The 23,061-nt window shown below is 69.8% G+C and carries 22 protein-coding genes and 1 pseudogene; 11 read left to right on the plus strand and 12 right to left on the minus strand.

The annotated features are described in order from the left end of the window. Nucleotides 1-37: 37 nt before the first annotated feature. The 3 genes from LG388_RS12435 to LG388_RS12445 all read right to left on the minus strand — a co-directional run bounded on the left by LG388_RS12435 (nt 38) and on the right by LG388_RS12445 (nt 3,892). Nucleotides 38-1,591, minus strand: a complete 1,554-nt coding sequence (locus tag LG388_RS12435) for an MBL fold metallo-hydrolase (RefSeq protein ID WP_225783049.1) — start codon at nt 1,589-1,591, stop codon at nt 38-40. A gap of 124 nt (nt 1,592-1,715) precedes the next feature. Continuing rightward, complete coding sequence (locus LG388_RS12440; RefSeq protein ID WP_225783050.1) at nt 1,716-2,711, minus strand: tripartite tricarboxylate transporter substrate binding protein; 996 nt, start codon at nt 2,709-2,711, stop codon at nt 1,716-1,718. Between the two features lie 101 nt (nt 2,712-2,812). Next, on the minus strand, nt 2,813-3,892 hold the full coding sequence (locus tag LG388_RS12445) for a tartrate dehydrogenase (RefSeq protein WP_225783051.1): 1,080 nt from the start codon (nt 3,890-3,892) through the stop codon (nt 2,813-2,815). A gap of 111 nt (nt 3,893-4,003) precedes the next feature. Here LG388_RS12445 and LG388_RS12450 point away from each other — a divergent pair, with 111 nt between their 5' ends. Further along, nucleotides 4,004-4,939: a LysR substrate-binding domain-containing protein gene (locus LG388_RS12450; protein WP_225783052.1), complete on the plus strand. Its 936-nt coding sequence runs from the start codon at nt 4,004-4,006 to the stop codon at nt 4,937-4,939. Nucleotides 4,940-5,038: 99 nt separating this feature from the next. On the opposite strand, the gene LG388_RS12455 is transcribed toward LG388_RS12450, so the two are convergent. Beyond that, nucleotides 5,039-5,344, minus strand: coding sequence for an FCD domain-containing protein (locus tag LG388_RS12455; protein WP_225783592.1), 306 nt, complete (start codon nt 5,342-5,344; stop codon nt 5,039-5,041). A gap of 59 nt (nt 5,345-5,403) precedes the next feature. Here LG388_RS12455 and LG388_RS12460 point away from each other — a divergent pair, with 59 nt between their 5' ends. Both LG388_RS12460 and LG388_RS12465 read left to right on the plus strand, forming a co-directional pair. Continuing rightward, the gene (locus LG388_RS12460; protein WP_225783053.1) at nt 5,404-5,751 is read left to right on the plus strand and encodes a DAK2 domain-containing protein; all 348 of its coding nucleotides are present in this window, start codon (nt 5,404-5,406) and stop codon (nt 5,749-5,751) included. Between the two features lie 67 nt (nt 5,752-5,818). Beyond that, the gene (locus LG388_RS12465; protein ID WP_225783054.1) at nt 5,819-6,622 is read left to right on the plus strand and encodes an aminoglycoside adenylyltransferase family protein; all 804 of its coding nucleotides are present in this window, start codon (nt 5,819-5,821) and stop codon (nt 6,620-6,622) included. 50 nt (nt 6,623-6,672) lie between these two features. On the opposite strand, the gene LG388_RS12470 is transcribed toward LG388_RS12465, so the two are convergent. Then, a complete protein-coding gene (locus LG388_RS12470) occupies nt 6,673-7,524 on the minus strand; it encodes an alpha/beta hydrolase (protein ID WP_225783055.1) in 852 nt (283 codons plus the stop codon). Nucleotides 7,525-7,638: 114 nt separating this feature from the next. On the opposite strand from LG388_RS12470, the gene LG388_RS12475 reads away from it, so the two are divergent. Next, nucleotides 7,639-8,106 carry a hypothetical protein gene (locus LG388_RS12475; RefSeq protein WP_225783056.1) on the plus strand — a complete coding sequence of 156 codons (468 nt, stop codon included), beginning with the start codon at nt 7,639-7,641 and terminating at the stop codon, nt 8,104-8,106. An 80-nt stretch (nt 8,107-8,186) separates the two neighbouring features. On the opposite strand, the gene LG388_RS12480 is transcribed toward LG388_RS12475, so the two are convergent. Together LG388_RS12480 and LG388_RS12485 are read right to left on the minus strand one after the other, a co-directional pair. Further along, the gene (locus LG388_RS12480) at nt 8,187-8,804 is read right to left on the minus strand and encodes an NAD(P)-dependent oxidoreductase (protein ID WP_225783057.1); all 618 of its coding nucleotides are present in this window, start codon (nt 8,802-8,804) and stop codon (nt 8,187-8,189) included. 59 nt (nt 8,805-8,863) lie between these two features. Then, entirely contained in the window at nt 8,864-9,625 is a 762-nt protein-coding gene (locus LG388_RS12485; protein ID WP_225783058.1) for a DsbA family protein, read from the minus strand. 78 nt (nt 9,626-9,703) lie between these two features. On the opposite strand from LG388_RS12485, the gene LG388_RS12490 reads away from it, so the two are divergent. Then, nucleotides 9,704-10,669: a LysR family transcriptional regulator gene (locus LG388_RS12490; protein ID WP_225783059.1), complete on the plus strand. Its 966-nt coding sequence runs from the start codon at nt 9,704-9,706 to the stop codon at nt 10,667-10,669. Between the two features lie 31 nt (nt 10,670-10,700). On the opposite strand, the gene LG388_RS12495 is transcribed toward LG388_RS12490, so the two are convergent. Beyond that, on the minus strand, nt 10,701-11,528 hold the full coding sequence (locus tag LG388_RS12495; RefSeq protein WP_225783060.1) for a class III extradiol ring-cleavage dioxygenase: 828 nt from the start codon (nt 11,526-11,528) through the stop codon (nt 10,701-10,703). A 295-nt stretch (nt 11,529-11,823) separates the two neighbouring features. Next, on the minus strand, nt 11,824-12,984 hold the full coding sequence (locus LG388_RS12500) for an IS701 family transposase (protein WP_225783061.1): 1,161 nt from the start codon (nt 12,982-12,984) through the stop codon (nt 11,824-11,826). A gap of 99 nt (nt 12,985-13,083) precedes the next feature. Here LG388_RS12500 and LG388_RS12505 point away from each other — a divergent pair, with 99 nt between their 5' ends. The 3 genes from LG388_RS12505 to argG all read left to right on the plus strand — a co-directional run bounded on the left by LG388_RS12505 (nt 13,084) and on the right by argG (nt 16,938). Continuing rightward, complete coding sequence (locus LG388_RS12505) at nt 13,084-13,479, plus strand: RidA family protein (protein WP_225783062.1); 396 nt, start codon at nt 13,084-13,086, stop codon at nt 13,477-13,479. Nucleotides 13,480-13,631: 152 nt separating this feature from the next. After that, a complete protein-coding gene (locus LG388_RS12510) occupies nt 13,632-15,461 on the plus strand; it encodes an ABC transporter ATP-binding protein (protein WP_225783593.1) in 1,830 nt (609 codons plus the stop codon). Nucleotides 15,462-15,594: 133 nt separating this feature from the next. Continuing rightward, on the plus strand, nt 15,595-16,938 hold the full coding sequence (gene argG / locus LG388_RS12515) for an argininosuccinate synthase (RefSeq protein WP_225783063.1): 1,344 nt from the start codon (nt 15,595-15,597) through the stop codon (nt 16,936-16,938). 93 nt (nt 16,939-17,031) lie between these two features. Here argG and phhA read toward each other — a convergent pair whose 3' ends face one another. After that, entirely contained in the window at nt 17,032-17,940 is a 909-nt protein-coding gene (gene phhA / locus LG388_RS12520; protein WP_225783064.1) for a phenylalanine 4-monooxygenase, read from the minus strand. Between the two features lie 31 nt (nt 17,941-17,971). After that, entirely contained in the window at nt 17,972-19,060 is a 1,089-nt protein-coding gene (hppD, locus tag LG388_RS12525) for a 4-hydroxyphenylpyruvate dioxygenase (RefSeq protein WP_225783065.1), read from the minus strand. Nucleotides 19,061-19,184: 124 nt separating this feature from the next. Between hppD and LG388_RS12530 the strand changes: the two genes are divergently transcribed. Next, complete coding sequence (locus LG388_RS12530; RefSeq protein ID WP_225783066.1) at nt 19,185-19,667, plus strand: Lrp/AsnC family transcriptional regulator; 483 nt, start codon at nt 19,185-19,187, stop codon at nt 19,665-19,667. Between the two features lie 36 nt (nt 19,668-19,703). On the opposite strand, the pseudogene LG388_RS12535 reads toward LG388_RS12530, so the two are convergent. After that, a pseudogene (locus tag LG388_RS12535) lies at nt 19,704-20,632 on the minus strand (LysR family transcriptional regulator). A 130-nt stretch (nt 20,633-20,762) separates the two neighbouring features. Here LG388_RS12535 and hpaH point away from each other — a divergent pair. Next, entirely contained in the window at nt 20,763-21,566 is an 804-nt protein-coding gene (gene hpaH, locus LG388_RS12540) for a 2-oxo-hept-4-ene-1,7-dioate hydratase (RefSeq protein WP_225783067.1), read from the plus strand. Between the two features lie 19 nt (nt 21,567-21,585). Continuing rightward, the gene (locus tag LG388_RS12545) at nt 21,586-23,058 is read left to right on the plus strand and encodes an aldehyde dehydrogenase family protein (protein ID WP_225783068.1); all 1,473 of its coding nucleotides are present in this window, start codon (nt 21,586-21,588) and stop codon (nt 23,056-23,058) included. Nucleotides 23,059-23,061 lie beyond the last annotated feature (3 nt).

Consider the following 23,061-nt stretch of genomic DNA (forward strand, 5'->3'; position numbering starts at 1 on the left):
TTTTGCTTTCTGCGCGCGCTGGCTGCGCCGGCAGGCGCTACGCGTCGCAACGGGTCCCGGCGGGGGCCAGGTCCGCGATCTGCTGAAGGTCCTCCCGCGTGATCGTGCCGTCGCCGTCCATGTCAAACCGCGCGTCATAGCCCGCCTCGCCCTGGCGGGTGCCTGCGGCCTTCCTGGCCTCGCCGAGGTCACGGCACACGAGGGCCGCCGTGTCCTCGAACAAGGCACTGCTTTCACTGGCCAGCTCGACCACCTCGGCCGAGCTGGCGCCCGGGAACGTGGCGATCAGCCGATCCGTGCCCGCAGCCAGCGAGGGCGTGGGGACCGGACAGCTCGCGACACCCGCCTTGTCCGTCACGCCTGAGCAAAGCGCTTCACCACGCTCGGTGGCGAAGGTCACCGCCTGGCCCGCCACGGGCCCCCAGCCATTGTTCACACGGGCCGTGATGCGGTTGGGCGAGGGGCTGCCGGCCAGGAAGTGGGTGCTGCTCACGCGCCACACCGGCACCTGGGCGGACGGGTCCTTGCGCGCCAGCCAGGCTGCCGTGCACTCGCGTCCGATCGCCATCGCGCGCAGCAGCTTGTCGTTGCCGATGATGAACTGGCTGGGCGACTTCAGCCCCTCCTGCGGGATCCTGTAGATCAGCTCGCGCGAACCGTCCCAGTAGATGTGCGGGTTCGATGCCGTGTCGATCTTCAGGCTCTTGACCAGCTCGTAGGTGCGCTCCATGGACCGGAGGTAGCCCTGGATCAGGGGAATGTTCTCGGTCGACAGCGACGAGCCGCCCGAGACGAACAGCTTCACGTCCTTGCCGCCATCCTTGGCCCGCACGACGAAGCCGGTCGCGCCGGCGGTGTGGCCCGGCGTGGCCAGGACGGTGATGGTCCGCCCGCCCACGATGATGTCATACGGTTCCTGGATCATCGAGTCCAGCGTCAGGGGCGCGTAGTCCTTGCCCGCCGCGTCCGCCGAGCCCAGGTAGATGGCCGCGCCGGTGGCGTTCTTGAGTTCCAGCGCGCCGCCATCGTGGTCGCGGTGACCGTGCGTGATCAACACGCCGTGCAACGGTGCGCCGGCTCCCCAGCCCAGTTCGGTGAGCGCGGGAAGGTTGTAGTCGCGCATCTCCTGCGCGCTGTTGCCGCCATCCACCATGACGAAACCGTTCTGGTCGCGCAGGATGTACTGGCCGACATACTCGGTGCCGATGTACCAGACGTCGTCGAAAAGCTGCGTCAATGGCACGCGGATGCTGTTCTTCTGGCGTTCGGCCAGCACGATGGCATTGTTGTCGTCCGAGAGGTTGCAGTAGAACGCCCGCCACGGGTGCGCCATCAGGGGATCGCCGCCGGTGTTCAGACGGGAGGCCTCCATGTGAAGCTCGAATTGCGACTGGACCAGCGGTGGCGCCGAGGGCGGCGGCTCCTGCCCGCCGCCGTCGCCAGCGCCAGCGCCATTGCCCGGCACCTGCCAGGCCCAGCCCCAGTCGGAGCCGCCTCCCCCGCCCCCGCATGCCGCCAGCGTCAGGGCACCGCCGAGGGCCGCGGCCGCCGCCAGGACCAGGACCCGCCGACTCGTTGTTCTGCGCTTCATCGTGTCTCCTTCTTGGTTGCAGATTCGGATCACGCACCCATGCCTGCCGCGGGCAGCACCGAGCCTGCACCGAAGCGCCAGGGACAGGAGCGTTCAGGGATGCGGCGGCCTGGCACGCCGGGGCTCAGTTCACCGTGATGTTGCCGTCCTTGACCAGCCTGGCGAACTTGACGGTCTCGGCGCTGATGCGCTCGGCCATCTCGCGGGAGCTGTCTCCGATCGGATCGGCGCCGATGGCCTGCATGCGCTGCGCGAAGTCCGGCGACTTGATGATCTTCACCATCTCGGCGTTGAGCCTGGCCACCACCTCTCTGGGCGTGGCGGCCGGGGCCAGCACACCGAACCAGGTGCCGATGTCGAAGCCCTTGAGACCGGCCTCCTCCAGCGTGGGCACATCCGGCAGCACCGAGGAGCGACGGGCCGTCGTCACGGCGAGCGCGCGCAGCTTTCCGCTCTTGATGTGCTGCAGCACCGGCGTGATCGTGTCGAAGGACAGTGCCACCTGGCCCCCCAGCAGGTCGGTGGTCAGCGGGCCGCTGCCCTTGTACGGCACGTGCAGCAGCCGCGTGCCGGTGCTGGCCTGGAACTGGGTGCCGATCAGGTGCTGGGCCGTGCCGTTGCCGTTGGAGCCATAGGCCAGCTCGGTCTTCGAGCCCTTGGCGAGGCTGACCAGCTCGGCGACGCTCTTCGAAGGTGTCAGCGCCGCATTCACCACCAGCACGTTGGGCACCATCGCCACGGTGGTGACGGGCGTCAGGTCCTTCTGGAAATCGTAGGACAGCGTCTTGTAGACGCTCGTGGCGATGGTGTGGTGCACGGCGCCCATCAGCAGGGTGTAGCCATCCGGCTTCGCCTTGGCCACGTAATCTGCGCCCAGCGTGGCGCCGGCGCCGGGCTTGCTCTCGACGATGACGGCCTGCCCCAGGCTCCTGGACAGGGCATCGGCGAGGGCACGCGCGAGCACGTCGGTGGTGCCACCCGATGGGAAGGGCACGACGATGCTGATCGGCTTCGACGGCCAGGCATCCTGGCCCAGCGCAAAGGGCGCGAGGCTCGCACCGGTCGTCGCGGCCGCAAGCTGGATCACGCGGCGGCGCGTGAAGGGGAACGAAGGCTTCATGGTTGTGTCTCCTTGCATCTCGCCCGGCCCGGGAAGCCCTGGTGCCGAGGATCGCTTTTTCTTGAAAGGTCGCGGCCAACGCCGCGGCGGGCTCAGGCCACCTAGCGACAGCCGCCAGCAGCCAGGAACGTGGTCATGGCCCGCGTGACCTCGGCCGTGGTGGCCTGGCCGCCCAGGTCCCGCGTGTGCAGCGAGGCGTCGGCCGTGACCGCCTCGATGGCCTGCATCACCTGCGCCGCGGCTTCGGCTTCACCCAGATGTTCCAGCAACATCACCACCGACCAGAACGTGCCTACCGGATTGGCCAGGCCCTGGCCCATGATGTCGAAGGCCGAGCCGTGGATGGGCTCGAACATCGAGGGGTAGCGGCGCTCGGGATCGATGTTGCCCGTGGGCGCGATGCCCAGGCTGCCGGCCAGCGCGGCGGCCAGGTCGCTGAGGATGTCGGCGTGCAGGTTGGTGGCCACGATGGTGTCCAGCGTGGCCGGCTTGTTGACCATGCGCGCCGTCATCGCGTCCACCAGCTCCTTGTCCCAGCGCACGTCGGGGAACTCCTGGCTGATCTGCACCGCGATCTCGTCCCACATCACCATCGCATGGCGCTGCGCATTGCTCTTGGTGACAACCGTGAGCTGCTTGCGCGGCCGTGACTGCGCGAGCCTGAATGCGTAGCGCATGATCCGCTCCACGCCAGCACGGGTCATCATGCTCACGTCCGTCGCGACCTCGATGGAGTGGCCCTGGTGCACGCGGCCGCCCACGCCCGAGTATTCGCCTTCGGAGTTCTCGCGCACGATCACCCAGTCCAGATCCTTCGGGCCACAGCGCTTGAGCGGCGCGTCGATGCCCGGCAGCACGCGCGTGGGCCGCACGTTGGCGTACTGGTCGAAGCCCTGGCAGATCTTCAGGCGCAGCCCCCACAGCGTGATGTGGTCGGGGATGTGCGGATCGCCGGCCGAGCCGAACAGGATCGCGTCCTTGCCCTTGAGCGCCTCCAGGCCGTTGGCCGGCATCATTTCTCCGTGGGCGCGGAACCAGTCGCCGCCCCAACCGAAGTCCTCGAACTCGAAACGGAAGCTGTCGCTTGCCGCCGCCAGCGCCTGCAGCACTTCCCGGCCGGCCGGCACGACCTCCTTGCCGATGCCGTCGCCGGGAATGGTGGCTATCTTGTAGATCTTCATGAAGGGTCTGTGTCTATGAATGGGATGGCTGGCACTCTAAGCACTCGACAGTCGCGCGGCACACCTCTAGATTCAAGGCTTTATCAACTTCAACTCAACAATCGGTCGCGCATGCCCCATGAAATCAACCCGGCGGACCTTGGCTTCTTCTCCACCCTGGCGGCTGCCGGCAGCCTGAGCGCCGCGGGCCGCGAGCTGGGCGTCACCACCTCCGCGGTGAGTAAGCATCTGGCGCAGATGGAGGCGCGGCTGCGCGTGAACCTGGTCGTGCGCTCCACGCGGCGCATGAGCCTGACGCCCGAGGGCGAGCTCTACCTCGCGCATGCGCGGCGGATCCTGGCCGACATCGAGGGCATGGGCGAGCTGCTGGGCGCGGCCGGCGCCGAACCCAAGGGGCTGCTGCGCGTCAACGCCACGCTGGGCTTCGGCCGCAGCCATGTCGCGCCCATGATCTCGAAGTTCGCGCGCAGGTACCCGCAGATGGAAGTCCAGCTCCAGCTTTCCGTGAACCCGCCGCCATTGACCGAAGACGCCTTCGACGTCTGCGTGCGCTTCGGCGCGCCACCGGATTCGCGCGTCATCGCCCGGCGCCTGGTGGCCAACCGGCGCCTGCTGTGCGCTGCGCCGGCCTACCTGGCCAGACATGGGGCGCCCAAGGTGCCCGACGACTTGATGCGGCACAACTGCATCGGCATCCGGCAGGGGGAGGAAGCCTACGGGCTCTGGCGCCTCTCCAGGGGCCAGGGCCGGGGCGCGTCGACCCACGCGGTCAAGACGCGCGGCACGCTGACGACCAACGACGGCGAGATCGCGGTGAACTGGGCGCTGGACGGGCACGGCATCCTGATGCGGGCCGAATGGGACATTGCCCGCCATCTGCGCAGCGGCCGGCTGGTGCAGGTTCTGCGGCGCTACCACACGCCCGACGCCGACATCTACGCCGTCTATCCCTCACGCCATCAGCTCGCGGCGCGGGTGCGTACCTTCGTCGATTTCCTGGCCGCTTCACTGGCACAGCAGTCTCAGGGAAAAGTTGCGCCAGGTTGAGAAGGTGCCGCTCAGCCACGCCAGCGCGTCGGCAGCGCATCGAATTCCCGCGCGCGCTCGCATGGCGCCCAATGGCCGGCGCCTGGGCGTGTTCACGGGCTAAGCGGCCAGCGGCGCCCCGCCCTGCAGCATGCCGGACAGCACGCGGTGCTTGGACTGCTCGATGTGGCTCATCATCCGCGCCAGGGCACCGGCGCGGTCACCGGCCTGCAGCGTGCGCAGGAACTCGAGGTGCTCGCGCATGGCGGGCACCACCTGCATGGGCCGCATGGAATCGGCGTCGTAGCGGATCAGCCGCACGTGCAGGCTGTTGACGCGGTAGATTTCCGACAGGATCTCGTTGCCGATGCTGTCCACCATCAGGTCGTGCAACCCCCAGTCCACGGCCTGCGCATCCTTCTCCAGGGCGCTGCGCGCAGGCCTGCGCGAAGGCCTCGGGCTCCAGCTTCGGCACCCTGCTCACGGTGGCGCTGATGACCAGCGCCAAGCGCTGCGCCGGCATCGAAGCGCTGGACCGCGCGACCCTGGCCGCGCTGCTGGGCGAGGTCGTCGACACGCTGGCCGCGCGCGGCGGCGCCCGCCTGGGCGACAAGACCGTGCTGGACAGCCTGCATGCCGTGCAGCAGGCGCTGGCCGAAGCGCCCGACGGCGTCGCCCTGCGCCCCATCGCCTGCGACGCGGCCCAGGCCGCGCTCGATGCCTTCCGCGACCGGCCCAACCGCATCGGCCGCGCCCGCATGTTCGCGGACAAGACCCTCGGCCTGGACGACCCCGGCATGGTGGCGCTGCTGCGCATGGCGCAGAGCCTTTAGGGCTCAGTGCCCCGGGCGCCCCGGGCGGCGGACCGATTGTGGCGGGTGCCTTGCCTAACATCGTCGGATGCCGATCCTCCTTCCTCATGACATCACCGCGCAGCTGGACGCAGCGCTGGCCGTGCTCGATGCGCACCTCGGACCGGCGCGGATCGCCGCCGTGCATCTCTTCGGTTCCGCCATCGACGGCGGGTTGAAGCCGCGCAGCGACATCGACCTGCTGGTCAGCGTGCAGGAAGCCCCCGACGAAGCCGCCCGCGCGGCCTTGATGCGCGCGCTGCTGGCCGTGTCGGCCCCGGCCGGCGAGGCCGCATCGGGCCGCCGGCCGCTGGAAGTGACGGTTCTTGCACTGCCCGCGCTGCACCCCTGGCAGTACCCTGCGCGGCGCGAATTGCAGTTCGGCGAATGGCTGCGCGAAGAGTTGGAGGCCGGCCGCGTCGAGCCCCCCATGGCGGACCCGGACCTGGCCGTGCTGCTGACGCAGGCACGCCAGAAGAGCATGGCGCTGCGCGGGCCCGAGGCCTCGGCGCTGCTGCCGGCGGTGCCGCCTGCGGACCTGCGGCAGGCGCTGCAGGACACCGTGGCCCAGTGGAATGCGCCCGCCGACTGGGCCGGCGACGAACGCAACGTGGTGCTGGCACTGGCGCGCATCCACTTCACCGCCGCAACCGGCGGCATCGCGCCCAAGGACGTGGCTGCGGCCTGGTGGCTGGAACGCCTGCCCGCCGCGCACCGCGCCGTGCTGGCCGATGCGCGGGCGGCCTACCTGGGCCTGAAACCCGATGACCTCGGCCGCCGCCCGGACGAGGTCGAGGCCTGGATCCGCCACGCCTGCGCCGCCCTGCGCAGCGCCTGGGCTGCCTCGCGGTGAAAGGGCCCCAGCCTCGTCCCGGCCAGGACAGGCGCCATGACAGGCCCGGCTCACTCCCCGATGCCGAACATCTCCCGCAGCGCCTCGCGATAGGCCTGCTCGCCCACGGTGTCGGCGTCCTCGTGCACGGCGCCGTCGACCAGCACGAAGCGCTTGGGCGGCAGCGCCCGCTCATACAGGGCCCGGCCCAGCGCGGGCGAGATCATGGTGTCGTTGGCGGCATGCACCACCAGCAGCGGCGAGCCCACCTCGGCGATGCGCGAGGCGGCGTCGAAATGCTGCGTGAGCAGCGGTGCGATGGGCAGCCAGCCCCAGCGCGTGCTGCGCACCACGTCCAGCGAGGAGGTGAAGGCGCCCTCGACGATCAGGCCGGCTTCGTCGGGCACCTCGGCCGCCAGCCGCACCGCCACCGCAGCGCCCAGCGAATGGCCGAAGATGAATCGCCGCGCCTGGGGGTGCTCGCGCGCCAGCCAGTCCCAGGCCGCGCGCGCGTCTTCGGCCACCAGGGTCTCGGAGGGCATGGCCTCGCTGCTGCGGCCGAAGCCCCGGTAGTCGATGCCCAGCACCGAAAAGCCCTGCCGATGCAGCTGCCGGATGCGCGTGGCGCTGGCGCGCACGTCCCAGTGCACGCCGTGCAGGAAGAGCAGCACCGGCGCATCGGCCTGCGGTTGCGCCAGCCACAGGCCATGCAGGCGCACGGGCTGGCCGGGCTGCTCGGGGTGCTGCGACACGTAGTCGATCCAGACGTCCTGCATGCCCACGGCCGCCGCCTCGCCGGGCGGCCAGGGGCGGTCGCTGGGCATGAAGATCCAGCGCCGCTGCTCGTGGTCGACCACGGCACAGCCGCCCAGCAGCAGGCTCGCGGCCAGCAGGGCGGAGGCAAGGAAGGCGGGGCGGGGCATGGCCCATGTTCGCATGCAGAGGGGGTGTCAGGGCAGGCGCCTGGCACGGGTGCGATGCCGCGTGAATGCACAGGTGCCATGGGGCGCTTCGCAGTTGCTGGCATGCTCGGAGCCATGCCAACCAAACTCTTTCGCCTCGGCGGACCACTGCTCCTCGTGCTAGGCGGCCTCACGGGCTGCGACGTCGTGAAGTTCGTCTTTTCGACGCCCGACCCGCTGATGACCCCGCAGGCCATCGCCCTGCGCGAGGCGCCGGCCGAAAACATCTTCGAAGGCGAGTTGGCCGGTCAGCGCATGACGCTGCTGCTGCATGACTGCGAGGTGTACCGCGTCGAACGCGCCAAGAGCGGCGAGGTGCAATGGCAGAGCGTGATGGCGCCCGACTTCTACCCCTTCTGGACCGCGTGCCAGCGCGAGGGCATGTTCTTCCATCAGGGCACCCTGACGGTCACCGTGGGCCGCATGGCCGTGGGCGCGGGCGGCTGCTGCGCCACGGGCGGCACCTACCGCTCCACGGACGGCCTGAACTGGAAGAAGGTTTCCGAAAACACGGTGCCCGAAGACCCGGCGAAGCCAAAGTAGGCGGGCGCGCGGGCCCGGGTGTGAACGCGCATGGCGGCTCGACGCACCGGGCGCCGGGCACGCGGGCGTCAGTCAGTCAGTCAGTACGCGACGGCGAAGCGCTGGCGCGAGTGCTTGGGCGCCTCGATCTCGTCCACCAGCGCGATGGCGTAGTCCTCCATCGAGATGCGGCTGTGGCCCTGCGCATCGGCCATGAACCGGTCGCCGCCCAGGCGGAACCGGCCCGTGCGCTCGCCGGGCTCGAACAGCGCGGCGGGCGACAGGAAGGTCCAGTCGATGGCGGTCTCGCCGCGCAGCACGTTCAGGAAGTCGCGGCCCGCGCCGGCTTCGGCCTTGTAGGCCTGCGGGAACTCGGGCGTGTCGATCAGCGCCACGCCGGGCGCCACTTCCAGGCTGCCGGCGCCGCCGACGACCAGCACCCGCTTCACGCCCGCTTCCCTGGCGGCGGCCAGCAGCGTGGGCGCGGTGATGCCGTCGGCAAAGCGCGTGGCGCTGACCACGGCGTCGTGGCCCTTCAGCAGCGGCGCCAGCGTGTCGGCGTTCGTGGCGTCGGCCGCCACCAGCGTCAGGCCCTTTTGCGCCGGCACTTGGGACACGTGGCGAGCGATGCCCGTCACGGTGTGGCCGCGCTGCAGCAGTTCGGTGGCGATGCGGGAACCGGCGCGGCCGGTGATGCCGAGCAGAACGATGTGGCTCATGAGAGAACTCCTGGGGTTGAACGAAGGATGAGGAAGCGAAGCAAAGGGAGTCACGAACGTCAGAGCGCGCAGCCGCGTTCGTCACAGGCAGCGGCCGTCGACGCGGGGCTGACGGGCGCGCGGCCCGGTGGCGAGGGGGCCGACGAAGCCCGGGCCTGCGCCCGCTCGATCCGGCCTTGCAGGTGCACGCGCCATGCAGCCGGCCGGCCCAGCCAGTGGCCGGTGTCCAGCACCTCCAATGCGCCGCCCGTGTCCTGAATCGCAAAGGTGGGAAAACCCGAACCCTGGGCACGCGCCAGCCAGCGACGGCTGTCGCCGATGTGGGCCTGGGTGGCGGCGCCCGCAAGGCGCTGCAGGGCCTCGGCAAAGGCGACCGCGGGCAGGCCCAGTTCCTCGGCCAGGGCCCGCAGCACGGCCGGATCGGCGATGCGGCGGCCCTCGACATAGTGGGCGCGCTGCACGCGCTCGATCATGTCCAGGCCCCGGCCGGCCACCGCGTCGGCCGCCAGCACGGCGGTGAGGGGCGGTGCCGAATCGAGCACGGCGCCGGTGTCGCGCAGCAGGCCTTCGAAGTACGCCTCGCCGAAAGGCTGGCCGCTCAGCTCGGCGATGCGCCGGTCGTGCGGCAGCACGTACTCGCGCCACGCGGGGGTGACGGGCCGGCGGTTCGCGCCGGCCAGCATGCCGCCGCCATGGGCCTGCAACTGCAGCCCCGGAAGTCCGCGCGCGGCCCGCACCAATGGCGCGGCGGCGTAGCACCAGCCGCACAGCGGGTCGTAGAGGTAATGCAGCGTGAGCGCAGCGGCCGAAGTCGTTTCCATGGGCCGCATCGTAGGTTGATCAGATCGCTCGAAATACCGCCTAGGATGCGCTTCTTTGTTGCATCGATCGATGGAATCATGGACCGCCTCACCGCCGCCGAAGTGTTCGTGCAGATTGCCGAGCGCGGCAGCATGGCTGCCGCGGCGCAGGCGCTGGACATGTCGCGCGCCATGGTCACGCGCTACCTGGCGCAGATGGAGCAATGGGCCGGCGCGCGGCTGCTGCACCGGACCACGCGGCGGCTGAGCCTGACACCCGCCGGCGAGCAGACGCTGGCGCGCTGCCGGCAGTTGCTGGACGTCGCGGCCGACGTGGCGCTGCCGGCGGCCGATGGCGAGGAACCGGTGCGCGGCCTGCTGCGCGTGGCCTGTTCGCAGTCGCTGGCGCAGACCGTGCTGGCCGGTGTGGTGCACCGCTTCCTGCAGCGGCACCCGCAGGCCGCCATCGACCTGCGCATCGACGCGCGCGCGGTGAACCTGGTGGAAGAGCGCATCGACCTGGCGATTCGCATCACCAACGACCTGGACCCGAACCTGATCGCGCGCCGGCTGGGCGAGTGCGACTCGGTGGTCTGCGCCTCGCCCGCCTACGTGGCGGCCCACGGCCAGCCCCTGCGCCCGGCCGACCTGGCGCTGCACCGCTGCCTGACCTATGCCTATTTCAGCCGCAGCCTGTGGGAGTTCACCGATGCACGGGGCGAGCCGCTCAGCGTGCCGGTGGGCGGCTCGCTGAGTGCCAACGAGTCGCAGGTGCTGCTGGCCGCCGCCGTGGAAGGCACGGGCATCAGCATGCAGCCGGCCTACGCCGCCGCGCCGCTGCTGGCCAGCGGCGCGCTGGTGCAGCTGCTGCCCGGCTACCGGCTCCAGAGCCTGGGCATCCATGCCATCTTTGCCACGCGCCGGCAGATGACGCCCGTGCTGCGCGCCATGGTCGACGCGCTGGCCGCGCACTTCGCCGACGCGGCGCACTGGCCCCCGCGCCTGGGGGCGGCCCCGGCCGCCGCGGGCCGCCGCGCTGGGCCCGGCGCCACCGGCGCGGCATAGCGCGCGCCCCTGCGTGGACGATGGGCGCGGCTCAGCCGACGGCCGGCGCGCCGAAGCGGAAGCTCGACACCGTGAGCCCGCCCATGAAGGCGCTCTCGTGGTACACGCAATGGCCCGCCTCGGCCTCGGCCGCGCCTACGGCCACCATCAGCGGCAGCAGGTGCTCTTCACGCGGATGCGCGATGCGCGCGGCCGGTGCCTGCGCCCAGTCGATCAGCCGCTGCGTGCGCTCGGTCGGCGTGCCGTGCACCACGGCTTGCTGCAGCCAGTCGTCGAAGGCGCGCGACGGGGCGGCCGCCTGCGGCCCGAAGGCGCGCAGGTTGTGGTAGCTCAGGCCGCTGCCGATGATCAGCACGCCCTCGTCGCGCAGCGGCGCCAGCGCGCGGCCCAGGGCCAGGTGTTCGGCTGGGTCCAGGCCCTTCTTCAGGGACAGCTGCACCACCGGCACGTCGGCCTCGGGGTAGATCGCCTTCATGGGCGAGAACATGCCGTGGTCATAGCCGCGCTCGGCGTCCAGCGCGGCGGGCAGACCGGCCGCCTGCAGCAGGCCCAGCACGCGCTGGGCCAGCGCCGGGTCGCCCGGCGCGTCATAGCGCACGCTGTAGGTGTGGGGCGGAAAGCCACCGTAGTCGTAGACCATGGGCGGCCGAGGATGCGCCTGCACGGTGAAGCCCGGCCGCTCCCAGTGAGCCGACACCATGAGGATGGCGCGCGGCTTGCCGCCGATCTGGCGCGGCATGTCGGCCAGCGCGGCCTCCAGCTTCGCGTAGGTGTCGCCCATCTCGGCCTTCATCCAGGGCCAGGGGCCGCCGCCGTGGGAAACGAAGTAGGTGGGCAGGCGTGGGGTCGGGGTGCTCATGGCGGGAATCTCCAATCCCTGGAATGTAGGGGCGCCCCGCCGCCCGTGCAGGCCGGCGGCCGCAACAACCCGGCCCATGAACGGCACCAATCGGGGCGGCGTCGCCCGCCACGGGCCCGCCACCCGCGTCGGGCGTTAGTACTACAGCCGTACTTATGGAGGAGCATGTCCTCTGCGGCGGTAGTGGCACGCACGTGCCCTGTGCTGATGCCTTCGTCGCCACAGCGACCAGTGCAGGACATGGCCGAAGTGCTGTTCGCCCGGCCACACCAGCCCGGCCAGCAGCCTGCGCAGTTCAGGCACGCTCAACTCGATCAGGTCCTCCGGCGTTTTTTTTCTCCGCACTCCTGAGTACCGCCAGCACCGCGTGCGCCAGCAGCGACAGCGTGATGTGCCGATACCAGCCCTGCCAGCGGCGCACCTCGTATTGGTCCAGCCCACACTCGCCCTTGGCCGCTTCGAACCCGATCTCGATCTCCCAGCGCCTGCCAGCGATCTGAACCAGCTTGCCCAGCTTGGCCTTGGCACGCGGCGCAAACACCACGTAGTAGGCCAGCTCACGCTTTTCATCGAGACTGCGCCGCACCAGCAGGTAGTGTCCCCAGCGTTGCTCCTGTGGCGTCAACTGCAAGCGCCACAGCGGCGCCAGCGCCCAGTCGTAGAGCCGCTCTCCTTTGGCACCGGGCCCTGCCGACAGGCGTTTCCAGGCTTGCAGCCTCAGGCTACCTGCAATCGACTCGGCCTTCACCGACTTCGGGCCTTGCCACCACAGCGGCTCATTGCAGGCCACCGCCAGCACGAAGGGCTGCTCGCGCGACTCCAACCACAGCCGCAGGTGCCGGTCGCCACCGTAGACCTCGTCGCCTGTGACCCACCCGCAGGGGACACCGGCATCCAGCGCCCGCTCGATCATCTGGCGCGCCAGCCTGGGCTTGGTCGCGAATTCCACAGACGCCGGGATGCCCGCCGCATCGCAGCGTTGGCGATCAGCACTCCACTGGCGCGGCACGTACAACTCACGGTCGATGAAGGCGCTGGCCCCACGCCCGGCGTAGCACAGGAACACCCCGATCTGGCAGTTCTCGATGCGCCCGGCCGTGCCGCTGTACTGGCGCTGCACGCCCGCGGAGTGCACTCCCTTTTTCAGGAAGCCCGTCTCGTCGACGATCAGCACGCCTTCGCGGTCGCCAAGATGTTCGGCCACGTAGCTGCGCAGCACGTCCCGTGCCGCGTCGGCGTCCCACACGGCGCGCTCCAGAAGGTGCTGCACGCCATCGGGCGTGGCCTCGCCAATCCACTCGGCCAGCTGCCAGCCGTTCTTGCGCTCAACGCTGCCGAGCAGCCCCTGGAGGTATGCCAGGCTGCGCTGGCGCGGCTCCGAACGGCGGAACAAGCCGCCCAGGCGCTCGTGCATCGATACCAGTTCTCGCTCCCACGCCTTGAGCCTTGTGCGCATCCCGTGCCTGTGGTCGAGTCAACAATAGGCACATTCTATATCTACGGCTGTAGTACTAAGATTCGAGGCCCGATCCCCTTCCTGCCCGGAGCCCTGTCCATGCGTTCCCCGATCCAGCACCTCGCTCCCGAAGGCCTCGCCCAGTTCCCGCCGCTGTCCGCGGCCACGCGCCTGGGCGAGCTGGTCTTCGTCTCGGGCACGCCCGGCTACCACGCCGACGGCTCCATTGACGAGGGCGACTTCGCGGCCCAATTCAGGCAGGCCGCCGCCGTGTTCAAGGCCACGCTGGAACGCGCCGGCAGCGACGTGCGCGGGCTGCTCAAAGTGAACATGCTGCTCACCCGCGCCCAGGACGTGGCCGAGATGAACCGCCTGTACGCCGAAGCCTTCGGCCCCGCGCCCTACCCCGCCCGCACCACCTGCGTGGTGGCCGCCCTGCCCGATCCGCGCATGCTGCTGGAGATCGAGGGCGTGGCCCGGGCCCGGGACGACTGAGCCGGACGCGGCGCCATGCGCAGCCGCCGCCGGCCTGTCGGCCCCGCCCCGCGTGTAGGCCAAGGCCGCGCCCAGGCGCGCTCGCCACCTTGCTGCCGTCAAGGGCAGCACCGGATGGCTAAAGTCTCGCCTTCACGGGAGACCTTCGCTTGCTGTTCCGCTACTTCGAAAAACGACTTTCCCCCTACCCCGACGCCGAACCGGCCCTGCCGCCGCGCGGCTTCTTCGCCTTCCTGTGGGCCTGCACCGACGGCGTGCGCGGCAAGGTGGCCTGGCTGGGCGCGCTCACGGCGCTCATGTCGGCCTTCGAGGCCCTGCTCTTCGCCTTGCTGGGCCGTGTGGTCGACTGGCTGGCCGACGTGCAGCCGGGCCAGCTGTGGGCCGAGCGCGGCACGGCGCTGACCTGGCTGGCCGTCGCGCTGGCCGGCAGCGTGCTCGTGGTGGGGCTGCAGACCCTCGTCAAGCACCAGGTGCTGGCCATCAACCTGCCCATGCGCCTGCGCTGGAACTTCCACCGCCTGATGCTGGGCCAGAGCATGGCCTTTTACCAGGACGAGTTCGCGGGCCGCATCACGACCAAGGTGATGCAGACCGCGCTGGCCGTGCGCGACACGCTGTTCGTGATGGCCGACGTGCTGGTGACGATGGTGATCTACGTCGCCACCATCGTGGTGCTGGCCGGCGTGTTCGCGGGCGGGCTGGTCTGGCCCTTCGTGATCTGGCTGGTGCTGTACCTGTGCGCCATGGCCTGGTTCGTGCCGCGGCTCGGGCGCATCGGCAAGGCGCAGGCGGATGCGCGTTCGGCCATGGTCGGCCGCGTGACCGACGCCTACACCAACATCGCCACCGTCAAGCTGTTCTCGCACACGCACCGCGAAGCGCATTTCGCGCGCGCGGCCATGCAGGAGTTCATGGCCACGGGCTACAGCCAGATGCGGCTGGTGAGCGCCTTCGAGATCGTCAACCATGCGCTGTCGATGGGCCTGGTGGGCGGCATGGCCGGCGTCTCGCTGTGGATGTGGTCGCAAGGCCAGGTGGGTGTGGGGGCCGTGGCCGCATCGACGGCCATGGCGCTGCGCCTGCAGGGCATGTCGCACTGGATCATGTGGGAGATGACCAGCCTGTTCGAGGCCGTGGGCACAGTGCAGGACGGCATCAACACGCTGAGCCGCCCGCGCACGGTGGTGGACGCGCCCGGCGCGCGCCGCCTGGAAGTGCCACGCGGCGAGGTGCGCTTCGAGCACGTGAGCTTCCGCTACGGCCCGAACAAGCCGCCCGTGATCGAGGACCTGAACCTCACGGTGAAGCCCGGCGAGCGCATCGGCCTGGTCGGCCGCTCGGGTGCGGGCAAGAGCACGATGGTCAACCTGCTGCTGCGCTTCCACGACATCGAGTCGGGCCGCGTGCTGATCGACGGGCAGGACATCGCGCAGGTCACGCAGGATTCGCTGCGCGCGCACATCGGCATGGTCACGCAGGACACCAGCCTCTTGCACCGCTCGCTGGCCGACAACATCGCCTACGGCCGGCCCGACGCCACCGAGGCGCAGATCCGTGCCGCGGCCGAGCGGGCCGAGGCCTCGGGCTTCATCGAGCAGCTGACCGACCCGCAGGGCCGCACCGGCCTGGCCGCCCACGTGGGCGAACGCGGCGTGAAGCTCTCGGGCGGGCAGCGCCAGCGCATCGCCATCGCGCGGGTGATGCTCAAGGACGCGCCCATCCTGTTGCTGGACGAGGCGACGAGCGCGCTCGACTCGGAGGTCGAGGCCGCCATCCAGCAGAGCCTGAACACGCTGATGGAAGGCAAGACGGTGATCGCCATCGCCCACCGGCTGTCGACCATCGCGGCGATGGACCGCCTCATCGTGCTGGACGGCGGCCGCGTGGTCGAGGAAGGCACGCACCGCGAGCTGCTGGCGCGCGGCGGACTCTATGCGCGGCTGTGGGCGCACCAGAGCGGGGGCTTCCTGGGCGAGGAATGATCCCCCGCGCGTACCCGCCGGTGGCGCCTGACGCGCGAAGGTCCTTTTCTATGGTCCAATTTCGGGTTTCGCGCCCGGGGCCGCGGCACCGACCCGCCTGCCCGCGCGCCGGACCGCCTACCTTCGCAGCACCATGAGCACCATCCTCCAGAACCTCCCCACCGGCCAGAAGGTCGGCATCGCCTTCTCCGGCGGCCTGGACACCAGCGCCGCCCTCCTGTGGATGAAGAAGAAGGGCGCGCAGCCCTACGCCTACACCGCCAACCTGGGCCAGCCCGACGAGCCCGACTACGACGAAATCCCCCGCAAGGCCCTGGCCTACGGCGCCGAGAAGGCGCGCCTGATCGACTGCCGCCAGCAACTGGTGGCCGAGGGCATCGCCGCGCTGCAGGCCAACGCCTTCCACATTTCCACCGGTGGCGTGACCTACTTCAACACCACGCCGCTGGGCCGCGCCGTCACGGGCACCATGCTGGTGGCCGCGATGCGCGAGGACGACGTCAACATCTGGGGCGACGGCTCGACCTTCAAGGGCAACGACATCGAGCGCTTCTACCGCTACGGCCTGCTGACCAACCCGGCGCTGAAGATCTACAAGCCCTGGCTGGACCAGACCTTCATCGACGAGCTGGGCGGGCGCAAGGAGATGAGCGAATTCCTCATCGCCAACGGCTTCGACTACAAGATGTCGGTCGAGAAGGCGTACAGCACCGACTCCAACATGCTCGGCGCCACGCACGAGGCCAAGGACCTGGAAGAGCTGTCCAGCGGCATCCGCATCGTGAACCCCATCATGGGCGTCGCGTTCTGGAAGCCCGAGGTGGAGGTCAAGCCCGAGGAAGTGACCGTGCGTTTCGAGGAAGGCCGTCCGGTCGCCCTCAATGGCAAGGGCTTCGACGACCTGGTGGCCCTGATGGAAGAGGCCAACCGCATCGGCGGCCGCCATGGCCTGGGCATGAGCGACCAGATCGAGAACCGCATCATCGAGGCCAAGAGCCGCGGCATCTACGAGGCCCCCGGCATGGCGCTGCTGCACATCGCCTACGAGCGCCTGGTGACCGGCATCCACAACGAGGACACCATCGAGCAGTACCGCATCAACGGCCTGCGCCTGGGCCGCCTGCTCTACCAGGGCCGCTGGTTCGACCCGCAGGCCATCATGCTGCGCGAGACCGCCCAGCGCTGGGTGGCCCGCGCCGTCACCGGCGAGGTGACGCTGGAACTGCGCCGCGGCAACGACTACAGCATCCTCGACACCCAGTCGCCCAACCTCACCTACGCGCCCGAACGGCTGTCGATGGAGAAGGTGGAAGACGCGCCCTTTTCGCCCGCTGACCGCATCGGCCAGCTCACGATGCGCAACCTCGACATCGTGGACACGCGCGCCAAGCTGGCGACCTATGTGCAGACCGGCCTGCTGGCCAAGCCCGAGGGCACGGAACTGCCGCAGCTCAAGGAAGAATCGCGCGGCCAATGAGCGCGACCGCCGGGGCGCAGCGCCCCGGCCCGAAACGAAAAAGGCGGCCCGCAAGGCCGCCTTTTTGCATGCAGGGTCCGAAGGACGGGGGGTTCAGGCCTTGGCGCGCCGCTGCGCGTGATAGTGGCCCGTGCCACGCGTGATCACGTCGTCCGTCGCCAGCACGTCCCCCGGCTGGTATTCCATGCCGTCGCGCACGCGCGCATAGAGCGGCGCGAAATCGATGCGGGCCAGCTCCATGAGCGCTTCCAGGTCGTCGATCACGAAGTAGCTTTCCTGGAAGTCGTCGATGCGGTAGTGCGTGCGCATCACGCGTTCGAGGTCGAAGCCGATGCGGTTGGGCGAGGGGTCTTCCAGCGAGAACACGGTTTCGGTGCGCGACGAGGCGATGCCGGCGCCGTAGATGCGCAGCCCGTCCCTCTGCCGCAGCAGGCCGAATTCCACCGTGTACCAGTACACGCGCGCCAGCTTGTCCAGCACGCCCAGCTCCTTCGCGCGCAGCCCGCCCTGGCCGTAGGCCTGGATGTAGTCGGCGATGGCCGGGTTCATGAGCATGGGCACATGGCCGAACACGTCGTGGAACACGTCAGGCTCTTCCAGGTAGTCCAGTTCGTGCGGCTTGCGGATGAACTGGCCCGAAGGAAAGCGGCGGTTGGCCAGGTGCTCGAAGAACACCTCGTCCGGCACCAGGCCCGGCACCGCCACCACCTGCCAGCCGGTCTGCTTCATCAGCACCTCGGACAGGCGGCGGAAGTCCGGAATCTCGTCGGCACCGATGGGCAGCCTGCGCATGCCGTCCACGAAGGCGTCGCAGGCGCGGCCCGGCAGCAGCTTCGTCTGCCGCTCGAACAGCGTCTTCCAGACCCCGTGCTCTTCGGCGCTGTAGTGCTCCCAACCCTGTTCGATGGTCCAGTCGGGCCGATCGGGCGTGGCACCGCCCGCCAGGCCGTGTTTGGCGCTGGCGGCTTGCGCCTGCAGGGGGGCTTCCGTGAGCGTCAGCATCGCAGGGCCTCGGTCGGTGTGCTCAAAAGCCTCAGGCCGGGGTCGCTTCCAGCACGCCGCGGCGGATCTGGTCGCGCTCCAGCGATTCGAACAACGCCTTGAAGTTGCCTTCGCCGAAGCCCTGGCTGTAGTCGCCCTTGCGCTGGATGAACTCGAAGAAGACCGGGCCCAGCATGGGCGTGGAAAAGATCTGCAGCAACAGGCGCGGCGTGCCGTCTTCGGTGGTGCCGTCCAGCAGGATGCCGCGCGACTGCAGCTCGGGCACGTTCTCGCCGTGGCCCGGCAGGCGCGTGTCGAGCATCTCGTAGTAGATGTCGTTGGGTGCGGTGGCCAGGGGCACGCCGGCCAGGGCCAGCTTGTCCACCGCGGCCGGCAGGTCGTCGCAGATCAGCGCGATGTGCTGGATGCCTTCGCCGTTGAACTGCATCAGGAATTCCTCGATCTGGCCGCCGCCCTGCTTCGACTCTTCGTTCAGCGGGATGCGGATCTTGCCGTCCGGCGCGGTCATGGCCTTGGAGGTCAGGCCGGTGTACTCGCCCTTGATGTCGAAGTAGCGGATCTCGCGGAAGTTGAACAGCTTCTCGTAGAAGTTGGCCCAGAAGCCCATGCGGCCGCGGTAGACGTTGTGCGTGAGGTGGTCGATTTCCTGCAGGCCATGGCCCACCGGATTGCGATCCACCCCTTCGATCCATTCGAAGTCGATGTCGTAGATCGACTTGCCTTCCTCATAGCGGTCGATCAGGTACAGCGGCGCGCCGCCGATGCCCTTGATGGCCGGCAGCCGCAGTTCCATCGGGCCGGTGGCGATCTCGATGGGCTGAGCGCCCAGCTCCAGCGCACGCCGGTAGGCCTTGTGCGAATCCTTCACGCGGAAGGCCAGGCCGCAGGCCGAGGGACCATGCTCGGCCGCGAAATAGCCGGCTTCGCTCTTGGCCTCGTTGTTGACGATGAAGTTGATGCCGTTCTGGCGGTACAGCAGCACGTTCTTGGAGCGGTGCTTGGCCACCAGCGTGAAGCCCAGGGCCTCGAACACGGGCTCCAGGACGCCGGGCGTGGGCGAAGCGAATTCCACGAACTCGAAGCCGCACAGGCCCATCGGGTTGTCAAACAGGTCGGCCATCGCGAAGTCTCCGTCTCAAGGGGGGTGGGGAATGGACGTGATGCTAGGCCAAGGCGGCGCAGCATTCCTGCAAATTGCGGCTCAATCTCCCTCGGCAACGCAGTATTCCTGCAAAATATCCGGCATGGACGCCGAACCGACTCTCGATGCCATCGATCTGCGCGTGCTTCGCGCGCTGCAGACCAACGGACGGGCCACCTACGACGAACTGGCCAGCGCCGTGAGCCTGTCGCCCTCGGCCACGCTGCGGCGCGTCAAGCGACTCGAGGAGGCGGGGATCATCAGCGCCTACGTGGCGCTGGTGCGGCCCGAGCGCGTGGGACTCACGCTCACGGCCTACCTCAACGTGCGGCTGGAAAAGCACACCGATTCGCACAAGCGCAACCCGATGGATGCCTTCCGCGCCTCCATCCAGGGCTGGCCCGAAGTGGTGGAATGCCACGCGCTCACCGGCGACATGGACTACCTGCTGCGGGTGGTGGTGGCCGACATGGCGCATTACTCGCGCTTCGTGATGGACACGCTGCTCAAGCACCCCAGCGTGCAGGACTGCAAGACCAGTTTTGTGCTGGACCGGGTGAAGAGCACCACCGCGCTGCCGCTGTAAGCGGGCAGGCCCGCACGCACAGGTCTGCGCGCCAGCTCACGCAGGCGGCCCGGGCTTCCCCCGCCCCAGATTGCCTTCCCAGCCCGGCAGCCACTGCGCGAGGAATTCCGCGAACCCCTGCGCCGAGGGCGACGGCTCGCGGCGCGCGGGCGAATAGAGGCACACCTGGCGGATCGCCTCGGGCTGCACCACCGGCCGCATCTGCAGTCCGAAATGCCGGGCCAGCGGCGCCACGTAGGCGGGTGCCAGCGTGGTCACGCTGCCCTGCGCGGCGATGCCCAGCGCGGTGGAAATGTGGTCCACCACGGCCACCGGGGCGATGCGCTCGCCCTCGGGGGCGCTGGCCTGCTGCGCTCGTGGTCGCGCCCGGCGGCCACCAGGGCATGGCCGCGCAGGTCCTGCCAGCGCACGCGCCTGCGGCGCGCCAGCGGATGCGTGGCGGCGCACCACAGCACCCAGGGGCTGCGGAACAGCGGGCGGCACCGCACGTCGTCGCCGGTGGCGCGGTCGGGGCCCAGGGCCAGGTCCACGTCGCCCGCGGCCACGGCTTCCACGAGGGCGTCCACCGCCAGGTCGTGGATGTTGACGATCACCTTGGGCCGCTCCCGCGCGTAGGCGCTCATGGCCGCAGGCAAGGCGATGGCCGCGATGACCTGCGGCGCCCCCACGCGCACGCGGCCCGCGGCGCGGTTGCGCACGTCGGCCGCCGCGCTTTCGGCGGCGCGCACATGGCGCAGCACGGTCTGCACGGGCGCCAGGAAGTCGCGCCCGGCACTCGACAGTGCCACCCGCCGCGTGGTGCGCTCGAAGATGCGAAAGCCCACGCCCGCCTCCAGCTCGCCCACCAGCTGGCTCACGGCCTGGGCGCTCAGGCCCAGCCGGTCGGCCGCCGCGGCAAAGCTCAGGAGCTCGGCCACGGCGCTGCAGGCCTCGAGCTGGCGCAGGGTGAAGCGGGTCAAGGGCATGGCGCATTATCAAGCTGCGCTTGATGACAGCCCACGAACGATCGCTTGTGGGCACGCAATGCGAAGGCCACACTGGGCGCCTTCATCCCCTTGAACAGGCCTGCCGAAGACAGGCCCACGGAGACCCGCCATGCTCGATGCCGCCACGGTCCAGGCGCTCGCCCGCGAACTGCACGAATCCGAACGCTCGCGCCAGCCCATCCCCCAATTCTCGCGCCGCCATCCCGGGATGCGGATCGAGGACAGCTACGCCATCCAGCGTGCCTGGATGGACATCAAGCGCACCGAAGGCCGGCGCGGGGTGGGCCACAAGATCGGCCTGACCTCGCGCGCGATGCAGCTGGCCTCGCAGATCACCGAGCCCGACTACGGGACGCTGCTGGACGACATGGTGGTGGAAGCCGGCAGCGAGCTTCAGGCCTCGCGCTTCCTCGTGCCGCGGCTGGAGGTGGAGTTCGCCTTCGTGCTCGCGAAGCCGCTGCAGGGCGCGCATGTCAGCCTCATCGACGTGCTCAACGCCACCGACTACGTGGTGCCCGCGCTGGAGCTGATCGATGCGCGCATCGAGCAATTCGACCGCGAGACGAAGGCGCCGCGCAAGGTGCTGGACACGATCGCCGACAACGCGGCCAACGCCGCCATCGTGATGGGCGGGCGCCCGATGCGCGTGGATGCGGTGGACTGGCGCTGGGCCGGTGCGCTGCTGTTCAAGAACGGCGTGGTCGAGGAATCGGGCCTGGGCGCGGCCGTGCTCAACCATCCCGGCAACGGCGTGGCCTGGCTGGCGAGGAAGCTGGCCGCCTTCGACCAGGGTCTGCAAGCCGGCGAGATCGTGCTCGGCGGCTCCTTCACGCGGCCGGTGCCCTGTGCCGCGGGCGACGTCTTCCATGCGGACTACGGCCCGCTGGGTTCCATCGCCCTTCGCTTCGTCTGAACCCAACCCCGTTCCTGCTATGACTGCTGCACTCGACATCGCGGGCATCGCCGTCTCGCCCGACCACTACATCGGCGGCCGGCGCGTGCCCAGCGCCGAACGTTTTGCGTTGCATTCCCCCATCGACCAGCGCCTGCTGGGCGAGGTCTGCGAAGGCGGCGCCACCGAGGTGGACGCCGCTATCACGGCCGCGGCCAGGGCCTTCCCCGCCTGGAGCGCGATGACGGCGGCCGAGCGCCTGCCCTACCTGGAGCGCTTCGCCGAGGAGATCGGGAAACGCGCCGACGACTTCTGCCAGCTCGAAAGCAACGACGCCGGCGTGCTGCTTTCGCGCATGCAGCACGGCGTGGTGCCACGGGCGATGCTCAACATCCGCTGGTTCGCGCAGCATGCGCTTGAACTGCAGAACCGCGCCATCGAGACCGAGCAGGCCACGCACCGCGTGCGCCACGATCCGGCCGGCATCGTGGTCATCATCACGCCCTGGAACGCGCCGCTGATGCTGTCGACCTGGAAGCTGGGCCCCGCGCTGGCGGCGGGCAACACCTGCGTCCTGAAGCCGCCGGAATGGGCGCCGCTCACCTGCTCGCTGCTGGCCGACGCGGCGCATGCGGCCGGCCTGCCGCCGGGCGTGTTCAACGTGGTGCAGGGCTCGGGCGCGAACACCGGCGCGAAGCTGGTGGCCGATCCACGCATCGCGCGCGTGTCCTTCACCGGCTCGGTGCCCACGGCCAGGGCCATCGCGCAGGCGGCCGGCGCCAACCTCGTGCCCTGCAGCCTGGAGCTGGGCGGCAAGAGCCCCTTCATCGTGCTGGAGGACGCCGACCTCGAAGGTGCGGCAGCCACGGCCGCGCTGATGTACCGCAACGCGGGCCAGGTCTGCCTGGCGGGCACGCGCCTGCTGGTGCACGCGCGCATCGCCGAAGCCTTCACCGCCGCGCTGCGCGCCAACGTGGAAAAGCTCACCGTGGGCGACCCGCGCGAGGCCTCGACCGAGGTCGGCCCCATCATCTATCCGCGCCAGCTCGAGCGCGTGGCCGGCTTCGTGGAGCGCGCCGTGGCCGCCGGCGCCACCTTGCTGTGGGGTGGCGCGCGCCACGGCTTCGGCGCGCAGTACTACCAGCCCACCCTGCTGACGAACGTGAAGCAAGACAGCGAGATCGTGCAGCACGAAGTCTTCGGCCCCGTGCTCACGCTGCAGACCTTCGGCAGCGACGAGGAAGCCATCGCGCTGGCCAACGGCACCGACTACGGCCTGGGCGGCGTGTGCTACGGCGAGACCGAACATGCCGCCGCCGTGGCCGAGCGCGTGCGCACCGGCTTCATCTGGGTCAACAGCTTCGGCATCCGCGACCTGGCCGCGCCCTTCGGCGGCATCAAGCGCAGCGGCGTGGGCCGCGAAGGCGGCGACTGGAGCTTCGAGTTCTTCTGCGACGTGAAGGACGTGGTGCTGCCCAAGAAGCCCTTCCAGGCCAGCTTCTCTCACCGATAAGGA

The sequence above is a fragment of the Xenophilus sp. Marseille-Q4582 genome (assembly GCF_916700565.1).
Taxonomy (GTDB): Bacteria; Pseudomonadota; Gammaproteobacteria; order Burkholderiales; family Burkholderiaceae_C; genus Xenophilus.